Below are 23,570 nucleotides of genomic sequence, written 5' to 3'. Positions count from 1 at the left end.
TGGCTACTTTTTCTCAAAGAACAAAATGACCTCACCCAACCTCACGCCATATCGTGAGACATAGGCTCGGTTCAGTAGCCGGTCATCGGACAAGAGCCACATCCAGTCATCGAAATTAACCCGCATAGTGCCGTCTTTAACCGGCAGATCGATTTTGTATTTCCAGTTAAACGTATCGCCTCGCTCAACCCCGCTGGCAGTGCCCAGCACACCGGGCGCGGTGCCGGTCCAAGTGTCTTCGCCGGTTTTGGTCAGAGTCCAAATCCGTTGCTCGGTGGCGCCATCGTCGTAGACGAAATCCTCAACAAGCGTCAGGGTCTCACCGTCCCACTTGCCGTCAATATCGACCGTGAAGCGACGAGGGACGTTGCCCAGCAAATCCTGAAACTGGCCGTAGGCGACGGTCTTACCTTCAAAGAATTCCTCAAGGTTCAACTGGCGATCTGACAGGAACGTGTTAGGGACGCGGGGTTTACCCGCGCAGGCGGCAAGCGTCGCCAGCCCCGCGAGGGCGACGATCGCAACAAGAGTGCGGCGGGTGATCATTGCAAAATCCGCAGATCAGAGTCTGAATCATGCACATTTGCGCCATGCAGATGGGTCGACTTGACCTCGGGGGCCGGGCGCATCGTGGCGACCAACTCGGCAACCTTGATCCCGAATTTGCGCATCTCGGAACGGTTCATGATCACCCCATTTTCAGTCAGGTACATCCAGTCCGTCACATCCAGTGTGTGCCCGCCCGCATCTTCGGGCAGGATGATGCGATAGGTCAGCTTGACGGTTGCGCCCGAGATCACCCCTTTGCCCTCGCCCACAATATCATCCGCCGTTGCGGTGAAGGTGTTTCCGGTGCCCAGCGTCAGATGCCATTTGCGGGTCATCTGTTTGCCATTGGAATAAGTGAAATACTCGGACAACGTGCCGGTGTTGCCCTCCCATTCACCGACCATTCGCGCGACAAAACTGTTCGACATCTTGCCGTTCGGGCCATAGATCAGCCCTTCTGACAGGATCTCTCCATTCAGGTTCTTCTTCAGCGAAAACTCAGGCCCGGTCCCGCTGTAGTCGGACGGTGATTGCGACCGGAAGCTGAGGAAACGGTTCTTCACAGCGAACACCGCAAATATGGCGAGAAGACAGAACAGGAGCGTTTTCATTTGGCAGAGACCTCTGTCGGGAGCGTCAGGACCAAGCTAAACGCTCCGAGTTTAAGAATGCAGGGCAGGACAGCATAGGCGAGGGTGAGTGTGTTCAAAGCCTCAGCCGAATTGGCCTGACCGGGTGTAAAGCCGCTGCGTTCAAGCAGCGGCAGAGTGAAAAAGGCAGCCAGCGCGAGCCCAAGCTTGCCTGCGAAGGACCAGATGCCGAACGCGGCTGACGCGTTCAACCCGGCGCGGGTTAGAACGACCGAGAACATGGCTGGCAGGACAACCATATCTGCCCCAAGTGCCGCGCCGGATGCGAAGCAGATGATCGCGAAACCGGCCAGATTGCCGGGGGCCAGAAGCGCGGCCCCGACAAAACCGAGAATGGCCAGCGGCATGGCAATCATCAGAGTCTGTTTCGGGCGAATCCTGTTGCTGAGCATTGCCCAGAACGGCACGCTGAGTCCCGCGCTGAGGAAGAACAAGATCAACAAAGGCGCCGCTTTGCCTGGCAGTTGCAGCCGGTCCTCGACAAAGAACAGGAAAAGGGTTGAGGTGATCGCAACGGGCAGGCTGTTAACCAACGCCAGAGCGAGTAGACGCAAAGCACCGGCCTGTCCAAGGCCCGCGAAGGACAGTTCGTGTCCAGTGATTGGCGTGCGTCGCCACATTGGCAATGTCACCGCCAATGTCACCACGGACAGAATGCCGAGGAACAGACCAAAGGCCGGATATCCCTGCGCGCCAGCACCAAAGGCTACGAACAGGGCGGGTGCGGCGGCGGCGATAATTACGCCGGTCAGTTGCCCACCTTCTCGGAAGGCAGCCAGTGTCATCAGCTCTTTCGGATTGGCTTGCTTGGCAAGCGTCGCGCTACGTCCGTAGAGCAATATGGTCCCAAGGCTGTAGGCTGAAAACAAAAGGATCAAAATCGACACTAATACAGGGATACTGGCCCCTTCCGGCAGTCCGAAAAGTAATGGAAACCCGACCGCCAGACCCAGCGCAGCGACCGTGGCGAACAGGGTTTGCCCGCCCGGCCAGCGATCAATCGCCCAGCCGATCAGCGGGTCCTGCACCAGATCGACTAGCCGGATGACCAGCAGAACGGTCCCGATCACACTTAGCCCGATACCAAGATTTACGGCCGCAAACCGCGGAAGATGGATGTAAAGCGGAATACCCGCCGCAGCCAGCATCAACGCGTAGAGGCTGACCCGCGGATACAGCATCAGTTGCCTCGCAATGTCCGGGTGAATGAAGCCGACCGGGTGTTGTCGCCCAAAAAGATCGACATGAAGCTGCGTTTGATGCCCGGATAGGACATGGTGCAAACTTTGCGCCCGTTCAGCCAGAACCCAACCTTGTTTGGCCCTTGCGATATTGCAAGATAGCGATCGCCTTTGCTGACGGCGTCGAAACAGACCTCAAGTTGGCTGCGCACGGGGGCGGCACGTCCGATCCGCTTCATCTCGTCCAATGTGGAGTTCACCAGAGCCTTTTTGGACAGGTTTCGGCGATAGCGCAGTTCAAGCCCGAAATCCTGGCTCCAGTTCAGAGGCGTGCCGCCTGGGGTGAACAGCTGCGCATCGTATATCGGGAATCCCAAATAGCGGAACGTCGCTGAGCCGCGTAACTCAGCATCGTTTAGGGCACCAAAAACGGGTGACGCTGCCAGTCCTCCGGGGGCTAGCAGCATCAGCGACACCAACGTCGCAGTTAGATTAGGCCGAGGCAGGAACGGCGATTTCTTTTTCAGAGATATCATTGTCAGCTCCGATTATCTGCGGGGTGCCAGTTATGCGCTCAACCACGTGCATGGCACTGGCGATCCCGTCTTCGTGAAAGCCATGCCGGTTATAGGCACCAGCAAACCAGGTTCGGTTCTGTCCCTGCATCTGACGAATCTGCCCTTGAGCACGCAAGGCGGCTTTGTCGAATACCGGGTGGGCGAATTCGACCTCGTCATAGATTTTGTCCGCAGGAATGTCTGATGCAGCGTTCAGTGTCACGAACAGCGGATCACTGTCGGGGATGTTCTGTAGCCGGTTCATCCAATATGTGACCCCAACATTGCCTTTTTGCGACCGGTAGGTCCAACTGGACCAGCAGGCACGCCGCCGTGGCATCTGGCGGGGATCACAGTGAAGTATGGCTTTGTTCGGCTGATACTTGATCGCACCGAGAGCATGTTTTTCCGCCTTTGTCGCCGCATCACCTAAAATGGCGAGGGACTGGTCTGAATGGGTGGCCATAATGATCTCATCAAACAAATCAGTCTCGCCACCTGCATGTACGGTGACGCCCAGATCATGCCGTTCAATCCCTTGTACGGGTGAAGCTAGACGAATATCGCTGTCTCGCTTGCGCAAAGCTGCCTCGATCCGACGGACATATTCGATGCTGCCGCCTTTCACGGTGTACCACTGATGCTGATTGGCGCGGCCGGAAGCCAGCAGCGCATGGTTACGGAAGAACTGGACCAGAGAGCGGGCGGGGAATTGATCGACAAACTCAACCGGTGTTGACCAGATCGCGCCGCACATCGGCATCAGGTAATTGTGGCGAAACCAGTGGCCGAGGCGCAACTGATCCACCAGCTCTCCGATCGTGGTGTCATCGTCCTGCGCGGCTTCGGGAGCTTCTTTTCCAAAGCGCAGGATGTCGGCGATCATCTTGTAATAGGCTGGACGCGCAAGATTGCGTTTCTGCGCCGTCAGTGTGCGCAGGTTGTTCAGCCCGTATTCGATGCGGCCATTGTCGATGGTGGCGCCAAAGCTCATTTCGCTTTTTGTGACGGGCACGTTCAATTCATCGAATAATCGCGTCAGATAAGGGTAGGTGACGTAGTTAAAGACGATAAAACCGGTATCGACCGGCTGATCACCATTCTTACCGGCCATTACCGTACGGGCATGGCCACCAAGTCGAGGTTCAGCCTCGAACACGGTGACATCGTGATTTTCAGAAAGGTAATAAGCTGCGGAGAGACCTGAAATGCCTGCACCAATAACTGCGATTTTCTTGCGTACGCACCGGGTTTCGTCGAACATTCCATCCTCGTTATTCGGCTTTTACAATAGGATACGCAGGGAATGGTGTACTGGATCAACCGGGGTAGAAGTTTTTTTCCATCGCACTACGTGATGATGACTGCCCTATGCTCAGAACACTACGCGTGATCCAAAATAATCATCGCGCCGTAGTGAACTTAGCGGTGCGAAAAAGGCCCTGAAATGAGCAAATTTGACGGAAAGACCTATTGGATCATTGGTGCCAGCGAAGGGCTAGGCAAAGCGCTGGCCGAGGCGCTTAGCCGTCAAGGGGCGCGTCTTATCTTGTCGGCGCGCAATGCATCACGACTAGCCGAGATTTGTGAGAAGTTGCCCAATACACGTGCTGTCCCATTTGATGTGACCGATCTTGATGCTGTCTGCCGTGCTGTGGTTGAGGTCGGCGCATTTGATGGGCTTGTCTACAATGCGGGCACCTATGATCCGATCAATACTGCCGATTGGAATACCGAAGCCGCCTTGGCGATCAGTGACGTTAATTATTCCGGCGCATTGCGTGTTCTGGGCGAAACGGTGCCTGACTTAATTCAGAAGGGAAATGGAGACATCACCCTGATCGGATCGCTAGCCGGGTATCATGGGCTTCCCAATGCGATCTCTTACGGCTCCAGCAAAGCTGCCCTGATCTCGCTGGCCGAGACGATGCGCCATGATTTGGCAGGTACAGGCGTCACTGTCCGGATCGTCAATCCGGGATTCATCAAAACCCGTCTAACAAACAAGAACAGTTTTGACATGCCCATGATAATGACGCCCGAAGATGCTGCTGATCGGGTGGTCCGGGCGATGTCCCACCGCCGATTCCGTACCGATTTTCCGGCCCCATTTTCTTGGATTATCCGCCTGATCGACTACTTGCCTGACATTCTGGTCTATCGGGGCAAGTGATTTCATCCGCAGACAAGTGTTTGAATGGTGCCTGAGCCATTCACATAGACGTTTAGCCGATCGATGCGATAATCCTGAGTGGCGATATCATCCGGGCCTAGAACGCGTGACCGTTCGGGAAGTTGCGCCTGTATGGTTGAGACCGGCTGGCCGATTGCATCAGCAAAAGGTTCACCCTTACAGAAGGCCAAATCGACAGCCACATCTTCCGCTGCAAGCGTTTCATTTTGCGGAACAGAGCCCTCGGTACAAGCGGCTAATAGGATCAGGATCGGAAAAAAACGGTACATTGGCGCAGGACTTTCTGGTGGTGTCGTTTCTGAAATATCAAAGATTTAGCCAACCTGTCACGAAAGTGCAGTTGAAAAAACCCTGCAATTGACGCAGGGTCGGGCAAAACAGACAGGGAGATATGCACCATGCGAACCCGTGCAGCCGTTGCCGTTCAGGCAGGCAAACCTTTGGAAGTGATGGACGTGAACCTTGAAGGCCCCAAAGCGGGTGAGGTTCTGGTCGAGATCAAGGCGACAGGCATCTGTCACACCGATGAATTCACCCTGTCTGGGGCGGATCCTGAGGGCCTGTTTCCCGCCATTCTGGGCCACGAAGGTGCCGGTGTGGTGGTCGAGGTTGGTCCGGGCGTGACCAGCCTAAAGCCGGGTGACCACGTCATTCCGCTTTACACTCCTGAATGTCGTGAGTGTGAATACTGCCTGCACCCAAAGACCAATTTGTGCCAGGCAATCCGTGAGACGCAGGGCCAAGGTCTCATGCCCGATGGCACTTCGCGTTTTTCGACGCTGGATGGTGATCCGATCCTGCACTACATGGGTTGCTCGACCTTCTCGAACCACACGGTTCTTCCGGAAATCGCGCTGGCCAAAGTGCGCGAGGACGCGCCTTTCGACAAGATTTGCTATATCGGTTGCGGTGTGACCACCGGTATCGGCGCGGTGATCAACACAGCCAAGGTAGAAATCGGCAGCCGTGCCATCGTGTTCGGTTTGGGCGGTATCGGCCTGAACGTCATTCAGGGCCTTCGCCTAGCCGGAGCCGATCAGATCGTCGGTGTCGACCTCAACCCGGCCAAGGTGGAAATGGCCACCAAGTTCGGCATGACTGATTTCGTCAATCCGTCCGAAGTTGAAGGCGATCTGGTGCCTTATCTGGTTAACCTAACCAAGGGCGGCGCGGACTATACCTTTGACGCCACCGGTAATGTAGGCGTGATGCGCGCTGCACTTGAGTCGGCCCACAAAGGCTGGGGTGAATCGATCATCATCGGCGTGGCGCCTGCAGGTGCCGAAATCTCGACCCGTCCGTTCCAACTAGTCACCGGTCGTTCTTGGCGTGGTACCGCATTTGGCGGCGCGCGTGGCCGGACCGACGTTCCGAAGATCGTCGATTGGTACATGGACGGAAAAATCGAGATTGATCCAATGATCACACACACCATGGGTCTGGACGATATTAATCATGGTTTTGACCTGATGCATAAGGGCGAGAGTATCCGATCAGTCGTAGTTTATTGATTAAGAATAGATAATTGCTGAGGGTGGGCTTTTGCCCGCCCTTTTTTTGTGCCTACATTCCTCTTTATGAATTAAATTTTGAGTTGAGGGATTAAGGTGGCAACTAGAACTACGGACCGTCTGGCGGTTCTGATTGATGCGGACAACGTACCCGCAAAACATTCTGCAGAGATATTTGAAGAAATCGCCACATTAGGCGAGGCTGGATTAAGACGAGTTTACGGTGACTTTTCTAATGGTTCGTCTCAAGGATGGGACGGTAAAACCTTGGCGGAATATGCCATCGTTCCCCATCAGCAATTTGCCAATACGTCCAAAAAGAACTCCAGTGATATCGCGCTGGTCATTGATGCTATGGATATTCTGCACTCTGGACGGTTCGGCGGGTTTGTTTTGGTATCTTCGGACAGCGATTTCACGCGCCTTGCCAGTCGTATTCGTGAGCAAGGGTTGGATGTTTTTGGCATTGGCGAAAATAAAGCGCCCAGGGCGTTTGTAGCGGCTTGCAACAGGTTTATTTACATCGAAAACATTGAAGCAAGCGCACCCCATGAAGAAAGAGACGATGCTCTGAAATCGAAGCGCGAATTGAACCATGCGTTTCAGTTGATTAGGAACGTCATGCGTAATTTTGATGAGCCAGAAGGTTGGCTAAAATTGGGATTGGTGGGCAGCCAGCTCAACAAAATCTATACTGATTTTGATCCCAGGACCTATGGATTCTCGAAGCTAAGTGAATTGGTTCGTGCCACTGGTAAGTTTGATGAGAAAGGCACAAACGGTGACTTCAAGATCAGATTAAAGGCCGGAAGATGATCTGCCTTTGGGCATTAGGTGATTGATCTCAAATTGGTTTACTCCCCAGGTCGTGTCGCGCCAGTATCCGACCGAGGCGATCTGACCCGCAACACCGGCGTATTGGCCGAAGTCGTGTTCGTCCGGCTTTCACGCCAAACCACAAAAACGCCAGAAGCGATGATGATGCTTGCGCCGACCGCGACCCAGATGTCGGGGTGTTCGTCAAAGAATATCACGCCGAAAATCGTAGCCCAGATGATTTGGCTATACTGGCTGGGGGCAACGGCGCCAGCCGGAGCGGCTCGGTAGGCGAGGATAATCAGGTGCTGTGCAATCACTGAGAGCACGCCGACTAATGCCATCATCGCCAGATGCAGCAGTGAGGGTGGTTGATACACTGCTGGTTGGGCGATGCTCATGACCACAATGGCGAGCAGCATCGGGTAGAGGATCAGAACGGCCGAACGCTCTTGATTGCCGATCTTGCGGACCAAAACCGATGCGAACGCGCTGCAGAAGGCTGCGGCCAGAGCGGCCAGATGGCCCATCGTAATATCGGTTGCGCCGGGGCGCAGAACGATCAGGACACCGATCAGGCCGACGCCGACTGCAGCCCATCTCAGGCCGCGGACCACTTCGCCAAGAATTGGGATCGAGAGGACGGTAACGATCAGAGGGAAGGAAAACAGCAGCGAATAGACCTCGGCCAACGGCAGGACCGAAAAGGCGTAGAACGCGCAGGACATCGCAGTGACCATCAGCGCGGATCGCAGCAACACCAGCCACGGGTGGTGCGGCAAGAAGTTGCCAGTTGTTCTGTCAGCCAGAATAGTCACTGCCATCGGAACGAACGAAAACAAAGTGGCAAAGAAAATAATCTGCAATACCGAATAGGTACCGCCCAACACTTTGATGAACACATCATGGGTGGCAAAGACGGCAAAGCCCAGGAACGCAAAGGCTAGCCCACGAAGGGTGGAGTTCTGAGCGCTCATATCAGAGGCCTCAATCACGGAAGAATTCGTTTGGAGTGTTTGTTGGTTGCTTAGACTCAATTTGCCGCGACGGGTAGTCCTAATTTTACCGCTAACATCTCTTGGCAAGCTGCATTGCAAAATTTGCAATGCGCAGGAAACGGGTCGAACCAGCGGTAAGCGATGGTCATGATTTCTCAAAATCAAGGAGATACATCATGTACAGGATTTCAGCGTTACCGACCGAACAGGTTCAAGCCTACCGTTTCGGCGGGCCTGATGGTTATGGAAACCCGCCAGAGCGCGCAATTTCTGACGATGGGGGAAATCCTTGCCGTCATTGCTTGAAATACATACCAGAGGGCAAAGAGATGCTAGTACTAGCGCATAGGCCCTTTGCGGAAACTCAGCCCTATGCGGAAACCGGCCCGATCTTTCTATGTGCCGAACCTTGCGCGCGCCACGAGGATGAAGATGGGGTTCCCGAAACGCTGACCAGCTCGCCGAACTACTTGATCAAAGGGTATGGATCGGACGATCGTATCGTCTATGGTACCGGCATCATTGCGCCTCAAGCACAGTTTCAGGAAGCGGTCGCGAACATATTTGACCGTGCCGACGTTGCATACATCCATGTCCGATCAGCGCTGAACAACTGCTATCACGCGCGGATTGATCGTGCCTAAAGCTTGACGCGATGCATCCCGCGACGCGGTTGGTTCGGGTCGTCGACTGGCAGGTCGTCGGCCCGGCTGGACGTGAGAGCGAGGAACACATCCTCAAGATCGGCCTCTTCGGTTCGCACATCCTGAATGCGGATACCGGCCTGACGTACTGCCTCCAGTACCTGCTCAGCCGTGGTCAGATTGCTGTGATACTGTAGCACAAGATCGCCATTCTCACGTTGTGCCGCAGTCACGTTTTCTGCCGTTGGAAGAGCCTGAATAGGGCGATCCGGCACAATCACCATTGTCCTGCTGTCCATGCGGCCCAACAGATTGGCGGTGCTGTCCTGCGCGATCTTTTCGCCGTGATTGATGATGGCGATCTCATCACACATCTCCTGCGCTTCTTCCAAGTAATGCGTGGTCAGGATGATGGTCATGCCCTGTTCGTTCAGCTTGCGCACATTGGCCCACAGCATCTGCCGTAGTTCGATATCCACGCCCGCGGTCGGCTCGTCCAACACCAGAATCTTCGGATGATGCACCAACGCCTTTGCAAGCAGCAGACGCCGCCGCATGCCTCCCGACAGCGTGCGGGCATAGGCCTCGGCCTTGTCGGCAAGCCCTACGAGGTCGAGGATTTGGTCGCTGCGCCGGTCTGCCTTGGGAATACCGTACAGTCCGGCCTGAACCTCCAATGCGCCGCGCGGTGTGAAAAACGGATCCAGGTTCAATTCTTGCGGCATCACGCCAATGGCGGCGCGGGATTGGCGCGGGTTCCGATCCTGATCAAAGCCCCAGATCGAGACGCTGCCCGAGGTTTTGACCACCAGCCCCGCCAGAATGTTGATCAGAGTCGATTTACCGGCGCCGTTCGGGCCAAGCAGGCCGAACACTGATCCCCGGGGCACTGTCAGATCGATACCTTTCAGCGCCTGTTTCTCGGGCTGACCCTTGCTGCCGCGATAGGTCTTGCGCAGCGCGTTGATTGTGATTGCCGCATCGGCCATGTGGCCCTTGCCCCCGGATTGCTCATCGCTCATAAACGCACCTAATACATGCCCGCGAGGCCGACAACCAAAGAAGGATCGCCAGCCGTGACCATCGAAGCGCCTGAAACCAAGATTGTCGACACAACCCGCGTCGCCTGCGATGGCGGAGAGGGTGCACTGGGCCATCCGCGTGTCTGGCTGCAGATCCCTGAAGACACCGGCTGGGTCGAGTGCCCTTATTGCGATTGCAAGTACGTGCTGCGCGGAGCGGTCTCTGGCCAGGGCGCTTAAGGGCGGCCAGGAAGGCGTGCGGTCGTAATTGGCGAGGATAGATGATGCTGTTCACAGCCAAAACGATTGACCTTTCCGAGAGCCAGCCAATTGCCAACGGGACCGTTCGCAGTGTCTTTGATTTTCCCGGACAACCCGACCTTCTGATCAAGGTTTTCACCCGATCTCAAGACCGCGTTTCGCACAGGCTTGGCAAGCGACTCGTGTGGAGACTTTTCCCCGAGGCGCAATATCGCAGCACCCTGAAAGAACTGGAATGCGAGCTTCGCGTGTCGCTGAAACTCGGGGCGGATATTGAACACTCCCCCTTGTCCAGAATGTTGGGCGTGGTTCAGACCACGCGCGGGGCGGGCGTGGTTGTGGAGCGCATCGCAGGCCTTGATGGCGGGCTTGCGCCCAAGCTTAGTGAAGTTTGTCGCGGCGGGTTGGACGCCACGGCGTTGGAGGCACTGAATGTTTTTGTCGGGCAGATGTTCGACCTTCATATTGTCGCGCGCGACATTAAACGCTCGAATATTGTCTACGGGACGCGGGGCGCCGGCCCAGCCTGTTTTCTGATCGACGGATATGGGGAGCGGAACCTCATCCCGCTGCGCAGTCTGTCCCAACGTCTGAATGATCGCTCACTGAACAAACAGTTTGCGATGATTGCGCAAAAAGCAGGTTTGACCTGGAATGCGGACCAGCGCGCTTTTTCAAATAGCTGAGACCAGACTTCTGGCGTAATAGGTCGGAACGAATTGGCCAAGCGGCCTCGTCTTTCGTTCAGCCCTTCTGTACAACTTGGCGCAACCCAGCGCAGGAGCCTCACATGACTAGCACCCAATTCGGAAAAGGCTGCCATCTGCATCTCATTGATGGATCAGCTTTTATCTTCCGCGCCTATCATGCGCTGCCGCCTTTGATGCGGAAATCGGATGGGTTGCCGATTGGGGCCGTGTCGGGATTCTGCAATATGCTGCAGAAATATGTCGAAGGAAATTCCGGTCCTGATGCGCCGACTCATGTGGCGGTGATCTTTGACAAAGGCTCGCACACGTTCCGGAATGATCTGTACGACTTGTACAAAGCCAACCGTGAGGCGATGCCCGAGGATTTGCGCCCGCAGATGCCGCTGACCCGAGAGGCAACGAAGGCCTTCAATATCGCCTGCAAAGAGCTTGAGGGGTACGAGGCCGATGACATCATCGCCACCCTCGCCGTTCAGGCGCGTGAGGCCGGTGGGCGGGTGACCATTGTCAGCTCTGACAAGGATCTCATGCAGCTGGTGGGCGGCGGTGTTGAGATGCTGGATGCGATGAAGAACAAGCGCATTGATCGCGATGGAGTCGTCGAGAAGTTCGGCGTCGGGCCCGAACGAGTTGTGGATGTGCAGGCTTTGGCAGGGGATTCAGTGGATAACGTGCCGGGTGCCCCGGGCATTGGCGTTAAAACGGCCGCGCTGCTGATCAATGAATATGGCGATCTGGAAACCCTGCTGGATCGCGCGGAAGAGATCAAACAGCCCAAGCGTCGTCAGACCCTGATCGAAAAGCGCGACCAGATCGAGCTGTCGAAGAAGCTGGTGCAGTTGGACGAAAACACCCCACTAGATTTCACGCTGGATGAATTGGAGGTGAAAGATCCCGATGCAGAGACCCTGCTGGGTTTTCTCGCTGAGATGGAGTTCCGCACCCTCACCAAGCGCATCGCCGACAAGCTGGGGGCCGAAGCCCCGGTGATCGCAGATGCCCCTGCGCCTGTTGAAGCGGAAGAGGCCGAGGCCCTTCCGTTTGACGCCTCGAAATACGAATGCGTGCGCGATGCTGCTGCTTTGCAGAAATGGATCGATCAGGCCTATGAGCGTGGCTGGATCGTGGTAGATACAGAGACCACCGGCCTGAATGAAATGATCGCCGATCTGGTGGGTATCTCTCTATGTGTAGAGGCCGGTGAGGCCTGCTACATCCCGTTGACCCATCGCGAAAGCGCGACCGATGATCTGTTTGGCTCCGACGCGATGGCCGATGGACAGATGCCGATGGATGAGGCTTTAAACCTGCTGAAACCGATGTTTGAGGATCCATCGATCCTGAAGATCGGACAGAACATGAAATACGACGCCAAGATCTTTAAGCGATACGGCGTCGACGTCGCCCCCATCGATGACACGATGCTGATGTCTTACGCCATGCACGGCGGTGAGCATGGGCATGGTATGGATACGCTGTCGGAACGCTATCTGAGCCACACGCCGATCCCGATCAAGCCATTGCTGGGGTCCGGCAAGTCGGCGATCACCTTCGACAAGGTTCCGATTGACGAGGCTACGGCCTATGCCGCCGAAGACGCGGACATCACGCTGCGCCTGTGGAAGCTGTTCAAGCCTCAACTGCATCAGGTGCAGGTGACCACGGTATACGAAACCCTCGAACGTCCATTGGTACCGGTTCTCAAAGAAATGGAGATGCACGGCATCAAGGTCGACCGCGATGTTCTCAGCCGGATGTCAAACGCATTTGCGCAGAAAATGGCCGGGTTAGAGGCTGAAATTCACGAATTGGCTGGTGAGAGCTTTAACGTTGGTTCGCCTGCGCAGCTGGGCGAGATCCTGTTCGACAAGATGGGGCTTGAGGGCGGCAAGAAGGGCAAAACCGGGAAATATTCGACTGGGGCCGATATCCTGGAGGATCTTGCCACCGAACATGAACTTCCCCGTCGGGTGTTGGACTGGAGGCAGCTCTCCAAGCTGAAATCAACCTATACCGACGCGCTGCAAACACATATCAATCCGGATACGGGCCGTGTGCATACGTCTTATTCGATCACCGGGGCGAACACGGGCCGTCTGGCCTCAACTGATCCCAACCTACAGAACATCCCTGTACGGACGGAAGAAGGGCGTCGCATTCGTGAGGCGTTTATTGCCGAACCGGGCAATGTGATGGTCAGTTTGGACTACAGCCAGATCGAGCTGAGGATATTGGCTCATATTGCGGATATTTCGACCCTGAAGCAGGCGTTTTCGGATGGTTTGGATATTCATGCCATGACCGCATCCGAGATGTTTGATGTGCCGTTGGATGAGATGACGCCTGATATCCGCCGTCAGGCAAAGGCGATCAACTTTGGTGTGATCTATGGTATCTCGGGTTTTGGCCTGGCCCGTAATCTGCGCATACCGCGCGCCGAGGCGCAGGGGTTCATTGACCGCTATTTCGAACGTTTCCCAGGCATTCGGACCTATATGGACGAAACTGTCGCATTCGCCAAAGAGCATGGCTATGTGCAGACTCTGTTCGGGCGGAAGATCCATACGCCAGAAATAAACGCAAAAGGCCCGCATGCAGGCTTCTCAAGAAGGGCCGCGATTAACGCTCCAATTCAGGGTACGGCAGCGGACGTGATCCGCCGCGCGATGGTGCGGATGCCTGATGCGATCAACGGATTGCCCGCCAAAATGTTGCTGCAGGTTCATGACGAACTGTTGTTCGAGGTGGCTGAGGATGCCGTGGATCAAACGGTCTCAATCGCGCGCGATGTGATGGAGGGGGCTTCAGACCCGGCTGTCAAACTGGACGTTAAACTGTCTGTAGACGCCGGTCAGGGTGCAAACTGGGCCGAAGCGCACTAAGGGCGGCGCTGCTTATCAGGCCCTCTTTGCAGCGGGTCAGGCCTCGGGCCTGACCAGGCGCGCGATTAGTCGTTTTACGGATGGTCCCAGCGTCAGGATTACTGTGAAGGCGATTGGCCAGCAAAATGCCCATGAACCCATCCAATCCGCGAAAGTCGACGGGCCGAAGCCAATAGCCTTGACCGTTGCGATACCCGTGACGACGCAAGACATCAGGCCCGACATGATCAGGGCGAACAAAGCATTGGCAAATCGGGCGGGGATCATGAGTGCTGTCCTTGGGTGTCGACGTTTTAATTGCGACATTTCAGGAAGAAAATCCAGCCTTCTTCATGGCTTTACTGACGTAACCAGATCAAAGTGTCTTCGGTTCGCCGAGTTGTGGGCGTGTATTCGGCGCTGACCCAACCCTGATAATCTGATTGATCCATCGCCTTGAACAGGGCTGCGAAATCCATTTCACCTCGTCCGGGTTCCGAGCGATCTGGCGCGGCCCCTATCTGGGCGTGGAAAACCCGAGCCTTGAAGCGGTCCCAGATTGTAAGTGCGTCGCCGTGGATCATTTGCGCGTGAAAGCTGTCATATTGCAGGCCAACATTTGGCCGTACAACGTGATCGAGAACGTCTGCGGCAAGCTCATAGTCATTCAGGAAGTAGTCAGGTTGTGAAACGGGATTGAGCGGCTCGATCGTGAACATTTGGTCGGGCGCGAAATCTGCGGCCCATTGCAGGTTTTCAACAAAGCACGCAAGTGCTTCTTCTCCCGAGGCGTATCCCGCCATTACATGGATATATTGAGGCTTTAGAACTTTAGCATAGCGCAGAACGCGCCGGATGTCGGATTGAAATCGGGCTGTGCCACCGGGAACGGCCGCATATCCCGGCTCGCCACCAGCATAGTTTGGCGGTGGAGCGTTGATCAGCACCAGTTCAAGCCCGTTCGCCAATAGCGCCCTGCGGGTTTCCTTGGCGGCCAGATCGTAAGGAAACAGAATTTCAACCGCCGTAAACCCGGCCTGTGCGGCGGCTGAAAACCGGTCGAGATAGGGCAACTCTGTAAATAACAGCGAAAGATTGGCGGCAAATTTGGGCATCGGGTGCGCGGTCTCCTGAGCGTCTGAGCATATCGACCAAGTTAGGCGGCTAAAAGAGTCGGAAAACGACAGTTTGTCGAAAATCGGCCAGATCAATGGCTTCGAATCAGAAAACCTTTGGTTCAAGCGGTGCCTCGGTGCAGGGGGCTGCGTCAACAAAAGGTCTGAATACGATGGCAATGAGCCCTGAACCCGCGCGCGGGAACACCCTTGCTGTATCCGACAACAGTCAAGCCGCGTTTACCGGGAACACGTTAGCGGTGGCATCAATGTTGACCTGGGCTGCGGGTTTTCCAGCCGCCGAAGTTTTGCTGCAAACCTGGCCGCCAATAGCGCTGTTTGCGGCGCGTATGATGCTTGCGGTTCTGGTTATGGTGCCGATCTGGATACTGTTGAATGGGCCAGCGCGCGTTCTGCGCGCCCGCTGGGGGCATGCTTTTTTTGTTGGCGGCTTGGGGATTGGAACAGGGATGTTCCTAATCTTGGTCGCGCAAAAGCTGACCGACCCGGTCACGGTTGCAATCATCGCTTCTTGCGCACCTCTGATCGCGACGCTGTTGGAACTGGCAGCAGGGACACGACGATTGCGGTGGAAATTTGCGATAGGTATGGGAATTTCGATCATAGGCGGATTGATTGCGACCAGCGCGGTCGCGCCTGCGCAGTTGGGGATCGGTGCGGTTTGCGCAGTGGTGTCGACCGCGCTGTTTTGTTGGGCCAGCATGGCAACGGCGCGCGATTTCCCCGAGCTCAGCCAGCTGGGCCGTTGCACAATAACGCTTGTCGGAGGGTTGCTGACCGCGGTCGTACTGTTGCCGGTAGCCGGTTTTCTGGGGTTTGAAGTCATGCCCACACGGTCGGTCGACGCAGCACAGATGGGAATGTTGGTTTTCTATGCACTGTTCTCACTGGGCCTGAGCCAATTTTTCTTCATCGCATCTGTTGGGAAATTGGGAGTGGCGCTGGCCTCATTCCATATCAACATCGCGCCATTTTACGTGATGGTGATCATGATGGCGTTGGGAGAAGAGTGGAACTGGACCCGTGCGCTGGGTGCAGCGATAGTGGCGCTGGCGGTGGTGTTGGCACAAGACCGAAAGCCGCGACCGGTTCAATCTTCAAGTGCAGCAGAGGCGATCAGCGGAAAAAACTGACCTTCAGACCAGACACCGAACCAACCGTCATGATGGTTGCCGATCTCAACCAATCGGTAAAAGCTCTTGCGATCGATGCGCGCCTCCAGGTTGTCGCGAACCAATATGTAAGGTGACGGCTCATCTGTTTCCGCATCAAATACAATGCGGATTGGGTGATTGGGCCCGGCAGTGGCTGTATCGCCCACCTGCGTGGTAAACGTCAGGCGCTGGGCGTAACCCTCACCATCCTGATCGAAATCGACGGCGATGAACGGCGCATCCTCGACGGTGATTCCCACCTTTTCGACCGGGGTAACCAGAAAATATTTGCCCTCTTCTTTCTTAAGAATTGAGGAAAATAGCTTCACAAGCTCGAACCGGTTGATGGGTGACCCTAGATAACTCCAAGAGCAATCTTTTGCGATCCGGATGTCCAGATCGCCGCAAAACGGAGGATTCCAGAGGTGAACGGGCGGTAAACCCCGTGTTTTGGCCGCTTTGACCGAAGCCGCCAGGCCGTCTGGTGAAGGGGTCACGGGTTTTTGTCCGCTCATTGCTTTTGCCATTTCCTCTCAGCGCGATACACTTCAATCATAACAGTCCACGGAAGGGAACCTCATGTCCGAACCTGCCGACCTCGTGTCCGAGATCGAAGCGCTGGAAAACAAGCTGCAAGAGGCCAAAGCCTCGATCACCCGCCGCTTTATCGGGCAGGAAAAGGTCGTCGATCTGACCTTGACCGCCTTGTTGTGCGGCGGTCACGCGTTGTTGATCGGATTGCCGGGGCTTGGCAAGACACGGCTGGTCGAGACGCTGTCGACGGTCATGGGCCTTCATGGCAATCGCATCCAGTTCACCCCGGACCTTATGCCAGCGGATATTCTGGGATCCGAAGTATTGGACACAGCCGAGGATGGCAGCCGCCATTTCCGGTTCATTTCCGGCCCGATCTTCTGCCAGCTGCTGATGGCGGATGAGATCAACCGCGCTAGCCCGCGGACCCAATCAGCGCTGCTGCAGGCGATGCAGGAACGCACGGTGACCGTTGCTGGAGAGGATAGGGACTTGGGCGTGCCATTCCATGTGCTGGCCACGCAGAACCCGATTGAGCAGGAGGGGACCTACCCGCTGCCCGAAGCTCAGCTGGACCGTTTCCTTGTGCAGGTTGATGTGGAATATCCGGATCGCCAGACCGAACGCGACATTCTGCTGGCCACAACCGGTGTCGAAGAAGCAGAGGCGCATCAGATTTTCACTAAGGAAGAATTACTGGCCGCACAGGTTCTGTTGCGCCGGATGCCGGTTGGAGAGTCGGTTGTCGAACTGATCCTCGATCTGGTCCGTGCCTTCCGCCCGGATGAGGCAGGCGCGTCCGAGCGGGTGAGGGAAACCGTCGCTTGGGGCCCCGGCCCGCGTGCTGCGCAGGCGCTGATGATGACCGTACGTGCCAATGCGATGCTGGAAGGTCGACTGGCCCCCAATGCCGAGGATGTGCTGACCATGGCGCGTCCGGTTCTCAGCCACCGCATGGCGCTGAACTTTGCAGCCCGAGCACGGGGCGACAGCCTGTCTGACCTGATCGAGTCCACCGCTGCCGGTCTGGTCCGCACCGAGGCTGCGGCGTGAACGCCGCCCAGACCCTACGCGAACGATCCGAGGCCGAGGCGTCCCGGCTGCCGCCCCTTTTGGCGCGCGCCGAACATCTGGCCGGAACCGTGTTATTGGGAGATCACGGGCGCAGACGCTCGGGTCTGGGGGATGATTTCTGGCAATACCGTCCAGCGCAAATCGGCGACAGTCGCCGGATGATTGACCATAGGCGCTCGGCCCGTGGCGACCAGCAGTTTGTGCGCGAACGTGAGTGGCAGATTGCGCAGTCGATCATGCTTTGGGTCGATCAGGGTGCGTCGATGCGGTTTGCTTCAGACAAGACCTTGCCAACCAAGATCGACCGCGCCCGCCTGCTGGGGCTCGCAACGGCCATCCTGCTGGTGCGTGGCGGTGAACGCGTTGGTTTGACGGGAACAACCCTGCCCCCACGCAGGGGCAATGCACAGATCATAAGATTGGCGCAGGCTTGGTCTGAGGATTCGCAAACCGATTATGCTCCACCCGAACACCGCGCGATGATTCCGCATGCGCGCGCAGTGTTTATCTCGGATTTCCTGGGACCGCTGGATGAGGTTGAGTTGGCGCTTACCAAAGCAGCCGACCGAGGTGTTCGCGGCGTTCTAATGCAGCTTCTGGATCCCAGCGAGGAGTCTTTTCCCTATTCCGGGCGCACCATCTTTGAAAGCGTCGGCGGCACTGCCCGGCATGAGACTTTGAAAGCTGCAGACCTACGAGATCGCTATCTGGATCGCCTTGCACGGCGTAAAGACGCATTGACGCATCTTTGCCGCGCGACCGGCTGGCAGATGGGGCTACACCATACGGGTGACAGTGCACAATCGGCTCTATTGTGGCTCTATCGCGCCTTGGATGGGAGTGCGCAATGACAGTTCTGGCGGGCATTGGCTTTACCGCGCCTTGGGTGCTGCTGGGGCTTTTGACCCTGCCGATCCTTTGGTTGATCCTGCGCGCTGTCCCACCAGCGCCAATCCGTCGCCTGTTCCCGGCTGTGACGTTGTTGTTGGGCCTGAAGGATGACGAAAGTGTCTCGGACCGCACGCCGTGGTGGCTGTTGCTGCTCAGAATGCTGGCGGCTGCGGCAATCATCATCGGGCTGGCAGGGCCGGTACTAAATCCCTCGCGCGATGAAACCGGATCCGGGCCGTTGCTGCTGGTGCTGGATGCCAGCTGGGCAGGTGCGACGCGCTGGTCATCGACGCTGGATCAGATCGATGCACAACTGACCGAAGCCGGCCGTGCTGGTCGCCCGGTCTCGATCTTACGCCTGACCGAACCTGAGCCCCCTGTGTTTCAGGCCGCCGAAGCTTGGCGCGGGCGATTGCCAGGTCTTACACCGATGCCTTGGCAACCTACCGAAGCACAGATTCCCCAGACTTTGGCAGCACTGGAGCAGGTAGAAGGTGGTTTTGACACCCACTGGTTCTCCGATCAGTTGGCGTTTGAGGGTCATGATCGTCTGGTTTCGGCCCTGCAGGGGCGGGGCGAAGTGATCGTTTATCAATCCCCCGCCTCCGCGACCGCGATCCTGCCTGCAACGTATCAGGACGGAGCGATCCAGCTTCGCGTTCTACGTGCCAATCCGGGCCCAGCCGAAAGCGTTACTGTGCTGGCGCAAGGGCGCGATCCAGCGGGCGCGATGCGCGTGCTGCAATCCACGTCACTGGAGTTTGAAAGCGGCTCTACACAGGCGCAAATCGAATTCGCGCTGCCCTCGGAATTGCGCGCTCGAATTACACGGTTCGAGCTTCAGGACCAGCGCTCTGCCGGCGCGGTGACTTTGACAGATGACAGCCTGAGGCGGCGCGAAGTGGCGCTGATTGCGGGCACGTTGAACCGTGAAGGGTTAGAGCTGCTTTCACCGCTCCACTATCTGACACAGGTGTTGATCCCAACCGCTGATTTTGTTGAAGGAGGTTTGACTGAAGTCCTCCCCGCCAACCCGGATGTGATCGTGCTGGCGGATGTGGCGAAGCTTTCTGATTCAGAACAGGCTGAGGTCATTGAGTGGGTTGTACAAGGCGGCCTTCTGCTGCGCTTTGCTGGACCGCGTATGGCCGCAAGCGATCTGGGTCGAGATGAGGAAGATGATTTGCTGCCGGTGCGTCTGCGTAGCGGTGGCCGTTCCGTCGGCGGCGCGATGAGTTGGGGCGAGGCCAAGGGTTTAGCGCCGTTCTCAGAAAACTCGCCATTCTACGGGCTAACCATACCCGAGGATGTCACGGTAACAACTCAGGTGATGGCACAACCAGACCCTAATCTGGCCGATCGGGTGATTGCGTCACTCTCCGATGGTACGCCTTTGGTTACCCGCAAACCCTTAGGATTGGGGCAGGTGGTGCTGTTCCATGTTACGGCGGATGCAGAATGGTCAAGTCTGCCGCTGTCTGGGCTATTTGTGGAGATGTTGGACCGGCTGGCCGTCGCTTCTGCCGCCAAATCTCGGCAAGAGGCGCAGATGCAGGGAACAGTGTGGGAGCCGGTTCAGATACTGGATGGTTTTGGTACTCTGACCGATGCCGGAACATTGGCCGGCGTGGATGGGGTCGAGCTGGTCTCGGGCCAGATCGGACCAGACTTGCGCCCGGGCCTTTATGAAAGCGGCAAGCAGAAACTTGCACGGAATGTGTTGGCCGAGGATGCGGTGCTGACGCCAGCCGTTTGGCCTGCCGATGTCCCGATCCGGGGGCAGGATATCACAACAGAGACGCCGTTGGCGGGTCTGTTGCTTAGCCTTTCGCTTGTGCTGTTGACGATTGACGTGATCGCGTCATTGGCTCTTTCCGGACGTTTGGGTCTGGCGCGCGCGGCAGCCGTGATGCTGGGCGCATTGCTGCTTGTTCCGGATGCGCAGGCGCAGACGCCGGATGATACCGATTTCGCGCTGAATGCGACGCAGGAACTCGTACTGGCGCATGTCCTGACGGGCGATGCGCAAGTAGATGATATCGCGCTGGCTGGGCTGCGCGGGCTCGTGCAAACGCTGCATTATCGCACCTCGGTCGAGCCTGCTGATCCCATCGGGGTCGATCTGGAACGCGATGAGCTTGCGTTCTTTCCACTGCTTTATTGGCCGATCACAACCGATCAGCCGCAACCTTCGGCCGAGGCCTATGCCAAGCTCAACGCCTATCTGCGATCAGGCGGGATGATCCTGTTTGACACGCGCGACGCCGACATCGCTGGCTTCGGGGCGTCAAGCCCCAATGGGCGCAAGCTGCAGCAATTGGCTGCGCCGCTAAATATTCCCTCATTAGAGCCGGTTCCGCGTGATCATGTTCTCACTCGCGCCTTTTATCTGCTGCAGGATTTCCCCGGTCGCTATTCCGGCACCGAAGTCTGGGTCGAAGCCGCGCCGCCGAATGCCGAGCAGATCGAGGGGATGCCGTTCCGCAATCTCAATGACAACGTGACTCCGGTAGTGATCGGGGGCAATGACTGGGCCGGGGCCTGGGCGGTGGATCGCAACGGTCAGTCCCTGTTGCCTGTGGGTCGCGGCTATGCTGGCGAACGGCAACGTGAACTGGCCCATCGCTTTGGCGTTAATCTGGTGATGCATGTACTGACCGGAAACTACAAATCCGATCAGGTCCACGTGCCCGCCCTTTTGGATAGGTTGGGGCAATGACCGGTACCGTCATCTTTGATCCGCTGATCCCATGGCCCGTCTTGGCCGTTGTCGCCGCCATCGCGCTTGCCGGGGTAGTGCTGGCGCTCTGGCGTGGCTTGTCGGGTTGGGCGTTGCGTGGCTTGGCTGCTTTGGTTGTCCTCTCCGCACTTAGCGGCCCAGTTTATCAGGTCGAGGATCGCGCGCCGCTGACGGATATCGTGCTGATGATCGAAGATGAAAGCGCCAGCCAAACCCTGTCGGATCGTGCCGAACAGACCATTCTGGCCGCAAACGAGCTTGCGGCTGAAATCGAAGCCCGCGACAATACCGAGCTACGCCGCATTCGGGTTGGTGACGGCGACGGGGATGAGGGCACGCAGGTCATGGCCGCTCTGAACGCGGCCCTCGCCGAAGAACCCCGGGCGCGGATTGCAGGCATCATCGTGGTCTCAGACGGTATAGTACACGACGCAGACCAAGCTCCTGACCTACCTGCGCCGATGCACTTGTTACAGACAGGGCGTGCGAGTGATTGGGATCGTCGGCTGATCGTGCGCAATGCACCTGCATTCGCCATAATTGGAGAGCCTGTAACGCTTACCCTGCGCGTCGAGGATACCGGCGTAGCGCCTGTCGGTGTCACAAACGCCCCGCTTGAGATCTCAGTCGACGGTGCTGAGCCTGAGCGCTTCACCATTCCCATCGGTGTGGACGTAGAGTTGCCGATTACCTTGCCGCATGGTGGGCGAAACGTCATCCAGTTCTCGGTTTCGCAGGCCGAAGGCGAGTTGACCGAACGCAACAACACCGCCCTTATCCAGATGAACGGCGTGCGGGATCGTCTGCGCGTCTTGCTGGTATCCGGCGAGCCGCATCCCGGCGGGCGCACGTGGCGCAACCTGCTGAAATCCGACAGCTCGGTTGATCTGGTCCATTTCACCATCCTGCGGCCACCGGAAAAGCAGGATGGCGTACCTGTTGATGAACTCTCGTTGATTGCCTTTCCAACGCGTGAGCTGTTTCTGGAAAAGATCAATGACTTCGACCTGATCATCTTTGACCGCTATAAGCGGCGCGGCATCCTGCCTGCGATCTATCTGGACAACGTGGGCGACTATATCGTCAATGGTGGGGCGGTGCTGGTTGCTGCGGGCCCCGATTTTGCCACCGCGGACAGCCTTTTCCGCTCTCCGCTTGGGCCAGTCCTGCCTGCAAAACCCAGCGCACGGGTCTATGAGGAACGGTATGTGCCTATGGTTACCGATCTGGGCCAGCGTCACCCGGTGACTACCGACCTGGGCGATTCTGAAACATGGGGCGCATGGCTGCGCCAGATCGATGTCAGCCAGCTATCCGGCGACATGCTCATGACCGGCGTGGATGACCGTCCGTTGCTGGTGCTAGATCGCGTGGGCGAAGGGCGTGTGGCGCTGATGGCCTCTGATCACGCTTGGCTGTGGAGCCGCGGTTTTGAGGGCGGTGGCCCTCAGTTGGAGCTACTCCGCAGGCTGGCCCACTGGATGATGAAAGAACCCGAGCTTGAAGAAGAGGCGCTGTGGGCCGAAGCGAATGGCCAGTCGATGCGTATCATCCGCCAGACGCTGGAGGATGAGGTTGGCCCCGTCACCGTCACCCGCCCTAACGGCGACACCTTGGATATCACGCTGAACGAGGTCTCGCCTGGTCGGTTTGAGGCGCAGTATTTCGGCCCCGAAATTGGCCTTTACCGTCTGGAAGAGGGTGAGCATTCCGCCGTGATTGGTCTTGGCCCTGCCGCACCCAAGGAATTCGAGCGCACGATCGCAACCGGTGAAATCCTAAGCCCGGTTCTGGCCAGCCTGCGCGGGGGTACGATTCGGGTGGAAGAGGGCCTGCCCTCAATCCGGAACGTCCGTGTGGGCCGACCGGCAGCAGGACGGGGCTGGATTGGGCTGACACCGCGCGACGCCTACGAAACCCGCGATGTTACACAGGCCGGGTTGCTTCCCCCCTGGCTGGTGTTGCTGCTGGCCGGTGGGTTCCTCTTGGCCGGTTGGTTGCGCGAGGGGCGTCGCTAGCGCGGCTTAAGCATTTTTTCACGCTCTCCCGCGATGCTCTGAGCAGATTATCGCGGGAAAATTTTACAT

The 23,570-nt window shown here is 57.1% G+C and carries 23 protein-coding genes; 12 read left to right on the top strand and 11 right to left on the bottom strand.

Translation table 11 applies throughout. The annotated features are described in order from the left end of the window. Positions 1 to 3 precede the first annotated feature (3 nt). From ACR0MQ_RS07285 to ACR0MQ_RS07265, 5 genes are read right to left on the bottom strand one after another with little or no spacing between them, the layout of a single operon-like run. Entirely contained in the window at positions 4 to 546 is a 543-nt protein-coding gene (locus ACR0MQ_RS07285; protein WP_170774592.1) for a DUF3833 domain-containing protein, read from the bottom strand. After that, positions 543 to 1,160, bottom strand: coding sequence for a DUF3833 domain-containing protein (locus ACR0MQ_RS07280; protein WP_170774594.1), 618 nt, complete (start codon positions 1,158 to 1,160; stop codon positions 543 to 545). The genes ACR0MQ_RS07285 and ACR0MQ_RS07280 overlap by 4 nt, the downstream gene beginning before the upstream one ends. Beyond that, complete coding sequence (locus ACR0MQ_RS07275; protein ID WP_480606975.1) at positions 1,157 to 2,380, bottom strand: MFS transporter; 1,224 nt, start codon at positions 2,378 to 2,380, stop codon at positions 1,157 to 1,159. Before ACR0MQ_RS07275 ends, ACR0MQ_RS07280 begins: the two co-directional genes overlap by 4 nt. Further along, positions 2,380 to 2,916, bottom strand: coding sequence for a hypothetical protein (locus tag ACR0MQ_RS07270; protein ID WP_170774598.1), 537 nt, complete (start codon positions 2,914 to 2,916; stop codon positions 2,380 to 2,382). Before ACR0MQ_RS07270 ends, ACR0MQ_RS07275 begins: the two co-directional genes overlap by 1 nt. Further along, on the bottom strand, positions 2,873 to 4,201 hold the full coding sequence (locus tag ACR0MQ_RS07265; protein ID WP_480606972.1) for an NAD(P)/FAD-dependent oxidoreductase: 1,329 nt from the start codon (positions 4,199 to 4,201) through the stop codon (positions 2,873 to 2,875). Before ACR0MQ_RS07265 ends, ACR0MQ_RS07270 begins: the two co-directional genes overlap by 44 nt. 183 nt (positions 4,202 to 4,384) lie before the next feature. Here ACR0MQ_RS07265 and ACR0MQ_RS07260 point away from each other — a divergent pair, with 183 nt between their 5' ends. Continuing rightward, a complete protein-coding gene (locus ACR0MQ_RS07260) occupies positions 4,385 to 5,110 on the top strand; it encodes an SDR family NAD(P)-dependent oxidoreductase (RefSeq protein ID WP_170780233.1) in 726 nt (241 codons plus the stop codon). 2 nt (positions 5,111 to 5,112) lie between these two features. Here the strand turns inward: ACR0MQ_RS07260 and ACR0MQ_RS07255 are convergent, their stop codons facing one another. After that, positions 5,113 to 5,400 carry an I78 family peptidase inhibitor gene (locus ACR0MQ_RS07255; RefSeq protein ID WP_480606969.1) on the bottom strand — a complete coding sequence of 96 codons (288 nt, stop codon included), beginning with the start codon at positions 5,398 to 5,400 and terminating at the stop codon, positions 5,113 to 5,115. A 129-nt stretch (positions 5,401 to 5,529) separates the two neighbouring features. Here ACR0MQ_RS07255 and ACR0MQ_RS07250 point away from each other — a divergent pair, with 129 nt between their 5' ends. Both ACR0MQ_RS07250 and ACR0MQ_RS07245 read left to right on the top strand, forming a co-directional pair. After that, positions 5,530 to 6,642 (top strand): S-(hydroxymethyl)glutathione dehydrogenase/class III alcohol dehydrogenase, encoded by a 1,113-nt coding sequence (locus ACR0MQ_RS07250; protein ID WP_010438374.1) that lies wholly within the window; start codon positions 5,530 to 5,532, stop codon positions 6,640 to 6,642. A gap of 96 nt (positions 6,643 to 6,738) precedes the next feature. Next, positions 6,739 to 7,458, top strand: a complete 720-nt coding sequence (locus ACR0MQ_RS07245; RefSeq protein WP_170774609.1) for an NYN domain-containing protein — start codon at positions 6,739 to 6,741, stop codon at positions 7,456 to 7,458. Between the two features lie 38 nt (positions 7,459 to 7,496). Here ACR0MQ_RS07245 and ACR0MQ_RS07240 read toward each other — a convergent pair whose 3' ends face one another. Next, positions 7,497 to 8,435, bottom strand: coding sequence for a DMT family transporter (locus ACR0MQ_RS07240; protein ID WP_480606966.1), 939 nt, complete (start codon positions 8,433 to 8,435; stop codon positions 7,497 to 7,499). Between the two features lie 197 nt (positions 8,436 to 8,632). Here ACR0MQ_RS07240 and ACR0MQ_RS07235 point away from each other — a divergent pair, with 197 nt between their 5' ends. Then, the gene (locus ACR0MQ_RS07235) at positions 8,633 to 9,100 is read left to right on the top strand and encodes a DUF1203 domain-containing protein (protein WP_480606963.1); all 468 of its coding nucleotides are present in this window, start codon (positions 8,633 to 8,635) and stop codon (positions 9,098 to 9,100) included. On the opposite strand, the gene ACR0MQ_RS07230 is transcribed toward ACR0MQ_RS07235, so the two are convergent. After that, positions 9,097 to 10,089: an ABC transporter ATP-binding protein gene (locus tag ACR0MQ_RS07230; RefSeq protein WP_170774783.1), complete on the bottom strand. Its 993-nt coding sequence runs from the start codon at positions 10,087 to 10,089 to the stop codon at positions 9,097 to 9,099. The genes ACR0MQ_RS07235 and ACR0MQ_RS07230 overlap by 4 nt on opposite strands. Positions 10,090 to 10,176: 87 nt before the next feature. Here ACR0MQ_RS07230 and ACR0MQ_RS07225 point away from each other — a divergent pair, with 87 nt between their 5' ends. The 3 genes from ACR0MQ_RS07225 to polA all read left to right on the top strand — a co-directional run bounded on the left by ACR0MQ_RS07225 (position 10,177) and on the right by polA (position 13,975). Continuing rightward, positions 10,177 to 10,362, top strand: coding sequence for a zinc-finger domain-containing protein (locus tag ACR0MQ_RS07225; protein ID WP_170774615.1), 186 nt, complete (start codon positions 10,177 to 10,179; stop codon positions 10,360 to 10,362). A 44-nt stretch (positions 10,363 to 10,406) separates the two neighbouring features. Beyond that, positions 10,407 to 11,069, top strand: coding sequence for a YrbL family protein (locus ACR0MQ_RS07220; RefSeq protein WP_170774785.1), 663 nt, complete (start codon positions 10,407 to 10,409; stop codon positions 11,067 to 11,069). 104 nt (positions 11,070 to 11,173) lie between these two features. Further along, positions 11,174 to 13,975: a DNA polymerase I gene (polA, locus tag ACR0MQ_RS07215; RefSeq protein ID WP_480606959.1), complete on the top strand. Its 2,802-nt coding sequence runs from the start codon at positions 11,174 to 11,176 to the stop codon at positions 13,973 to 13,975. Positions 13,976 to 14,011: 36 nt separating this feature from the next. On the opposite strand, the gene ACR0MQ_RS07210 is transcribed toward polA, so the two are convergent. After that, a complete protein-coding gene (locus ACR0MQ_RS07210; protein ID WP_010438389.1) occupies positions 14,012 to 14,242 on the bottom strand; it encodes a DUF2798 domain-containing protein in 231 nt (76 codons plus the stop codon). Between the two features lie 71 nt (positions 14,243 to 14,313). Beyond that, positions 14,314 to 15,069 carry a TIM barrel protein gene (locus ACR0MQ_RS07205; protein ID WP_170774620.1) on the bottom strand — a complete coding sequence of 252 codons (756 nt, stop codon included), beginning with the start codon at positions 15,067 to 15,069 and terminating at the stop codon, positions 14,314 to 14,316. Between the two features lie 95 nt (positions 15,070 to 15,164). Between ACR0MQ_RS07205 and ACR0MQ_RS07200 the strand changes: the two genes are divergently transcribed. Beyond that, positions 15,165 to 16,223: a DMT family transporter gene (locus ACR0MQ_RS07200; protein ID WP_480606954.1), complete on the top strand. Its 1,059-nt coding sequence runs from the start codon at positions 15,165 to 15,167 to the stop codon at positions 16,221 to 16,223. On the opposite strand, the gene ACR0MQ_RS07195 is transcribed toward ACR0MQ_RS07200, so the two are convergent. Then, the gene (locus tag ACR0MQ_RS07195; protein ID WP_480606951.1) at positions 16,181 to 16,759 is read right to left on the bottom strand and encodes a DUF1285 domain-containing protein; all 579 of its coding nucleotides are present in this window, start codon (positions 16,757 to 16,759) and stop codon (positions 16,181 to 16,183) included. The genes ACR0MQ_RS07200 and ACR0MQ_RS07195 overlap by 43 nt on opposite strands. Positions 16,760 to 16,823: 64 nt before the next feature. On the opposite strand from ACR0MQ_RS07195, the gene ACR0MQ_RS07190 reads away from it, so the two are divergent. The 4 genes from ACR0MQ_RS07190 to ACR0MQ_RS07175 are packed head-to-tail and all read left to right on the top strand — an operon-like array spanning position 16,824 to position 23,501. Then, positions 16,824 to 17,831 carry an AAA family ATPase gene (locus tag ACR0MQ_RS07190; protein WP_170774624.1) on the top strand — a complete coding sequence of 336 codons (1,008 nt, stop codon included), beginning with the start codon at positions 16,824 to 16,826 and terminating at the stop codon, positions 17,829 to 17,831. After that, positions 17,828 to 18,703 carry a DUF58 domain-containing protein gene (locus ACR0MQ_RS07185; protein WP_170471527.1) on the top strand — a complete coding sequence of 292 codons (876 nt, stop codon included), beginning with the start codon at positions 17,828 to 17,830 and terminating at the stop codon, positions 18,701 to 18,703. Before ACR0MQ_RS07190 ends, ACR0MQ_RS07185 begins: the two co-directional genes overlap by 4 nt. Then, a complete protein-coding gene (locus tag ACR0MQ_RS07180) occupies positions 18,700 to 21,462 on the top strand; it encodes a DUF4159 domain-containing protein (RefSeq protein ID WP_480606947.1) in 2,763 nt (920 codons plus the stop codon). The genes ACR0MQ_RS07185 and ACR0MQ_RS07180 overlap by 4 nt, the downstream gene beginning before the upstream one ends. Then, positions 21,459 to 23,501: a hypothetical protein gene (locus ACR0MQ_RS07175; RefSeq protein WP_480606944.1), complete on the top strand. Its 2,043-nt coding sequence runs from the start codon at positions 21,459 to 21,461 to the stop codon at positions 23,499 to 23,501. The genes ACR0MQ_RS07180 and ACR0MQ_RS07175 overlap by 4 nt, the downstream gene beginning before the upstream one ends. Positions 23,502 to 23,570 lie beyond the last annotated feature (69 nt).

This window comes from Ruegeria sp. AN6, assembly GCF_056540425.1.
Note: the sequence above shows the minus strand (reverse complement) of the source record. Positions and strands in the feature narration are given on the sequence as shown.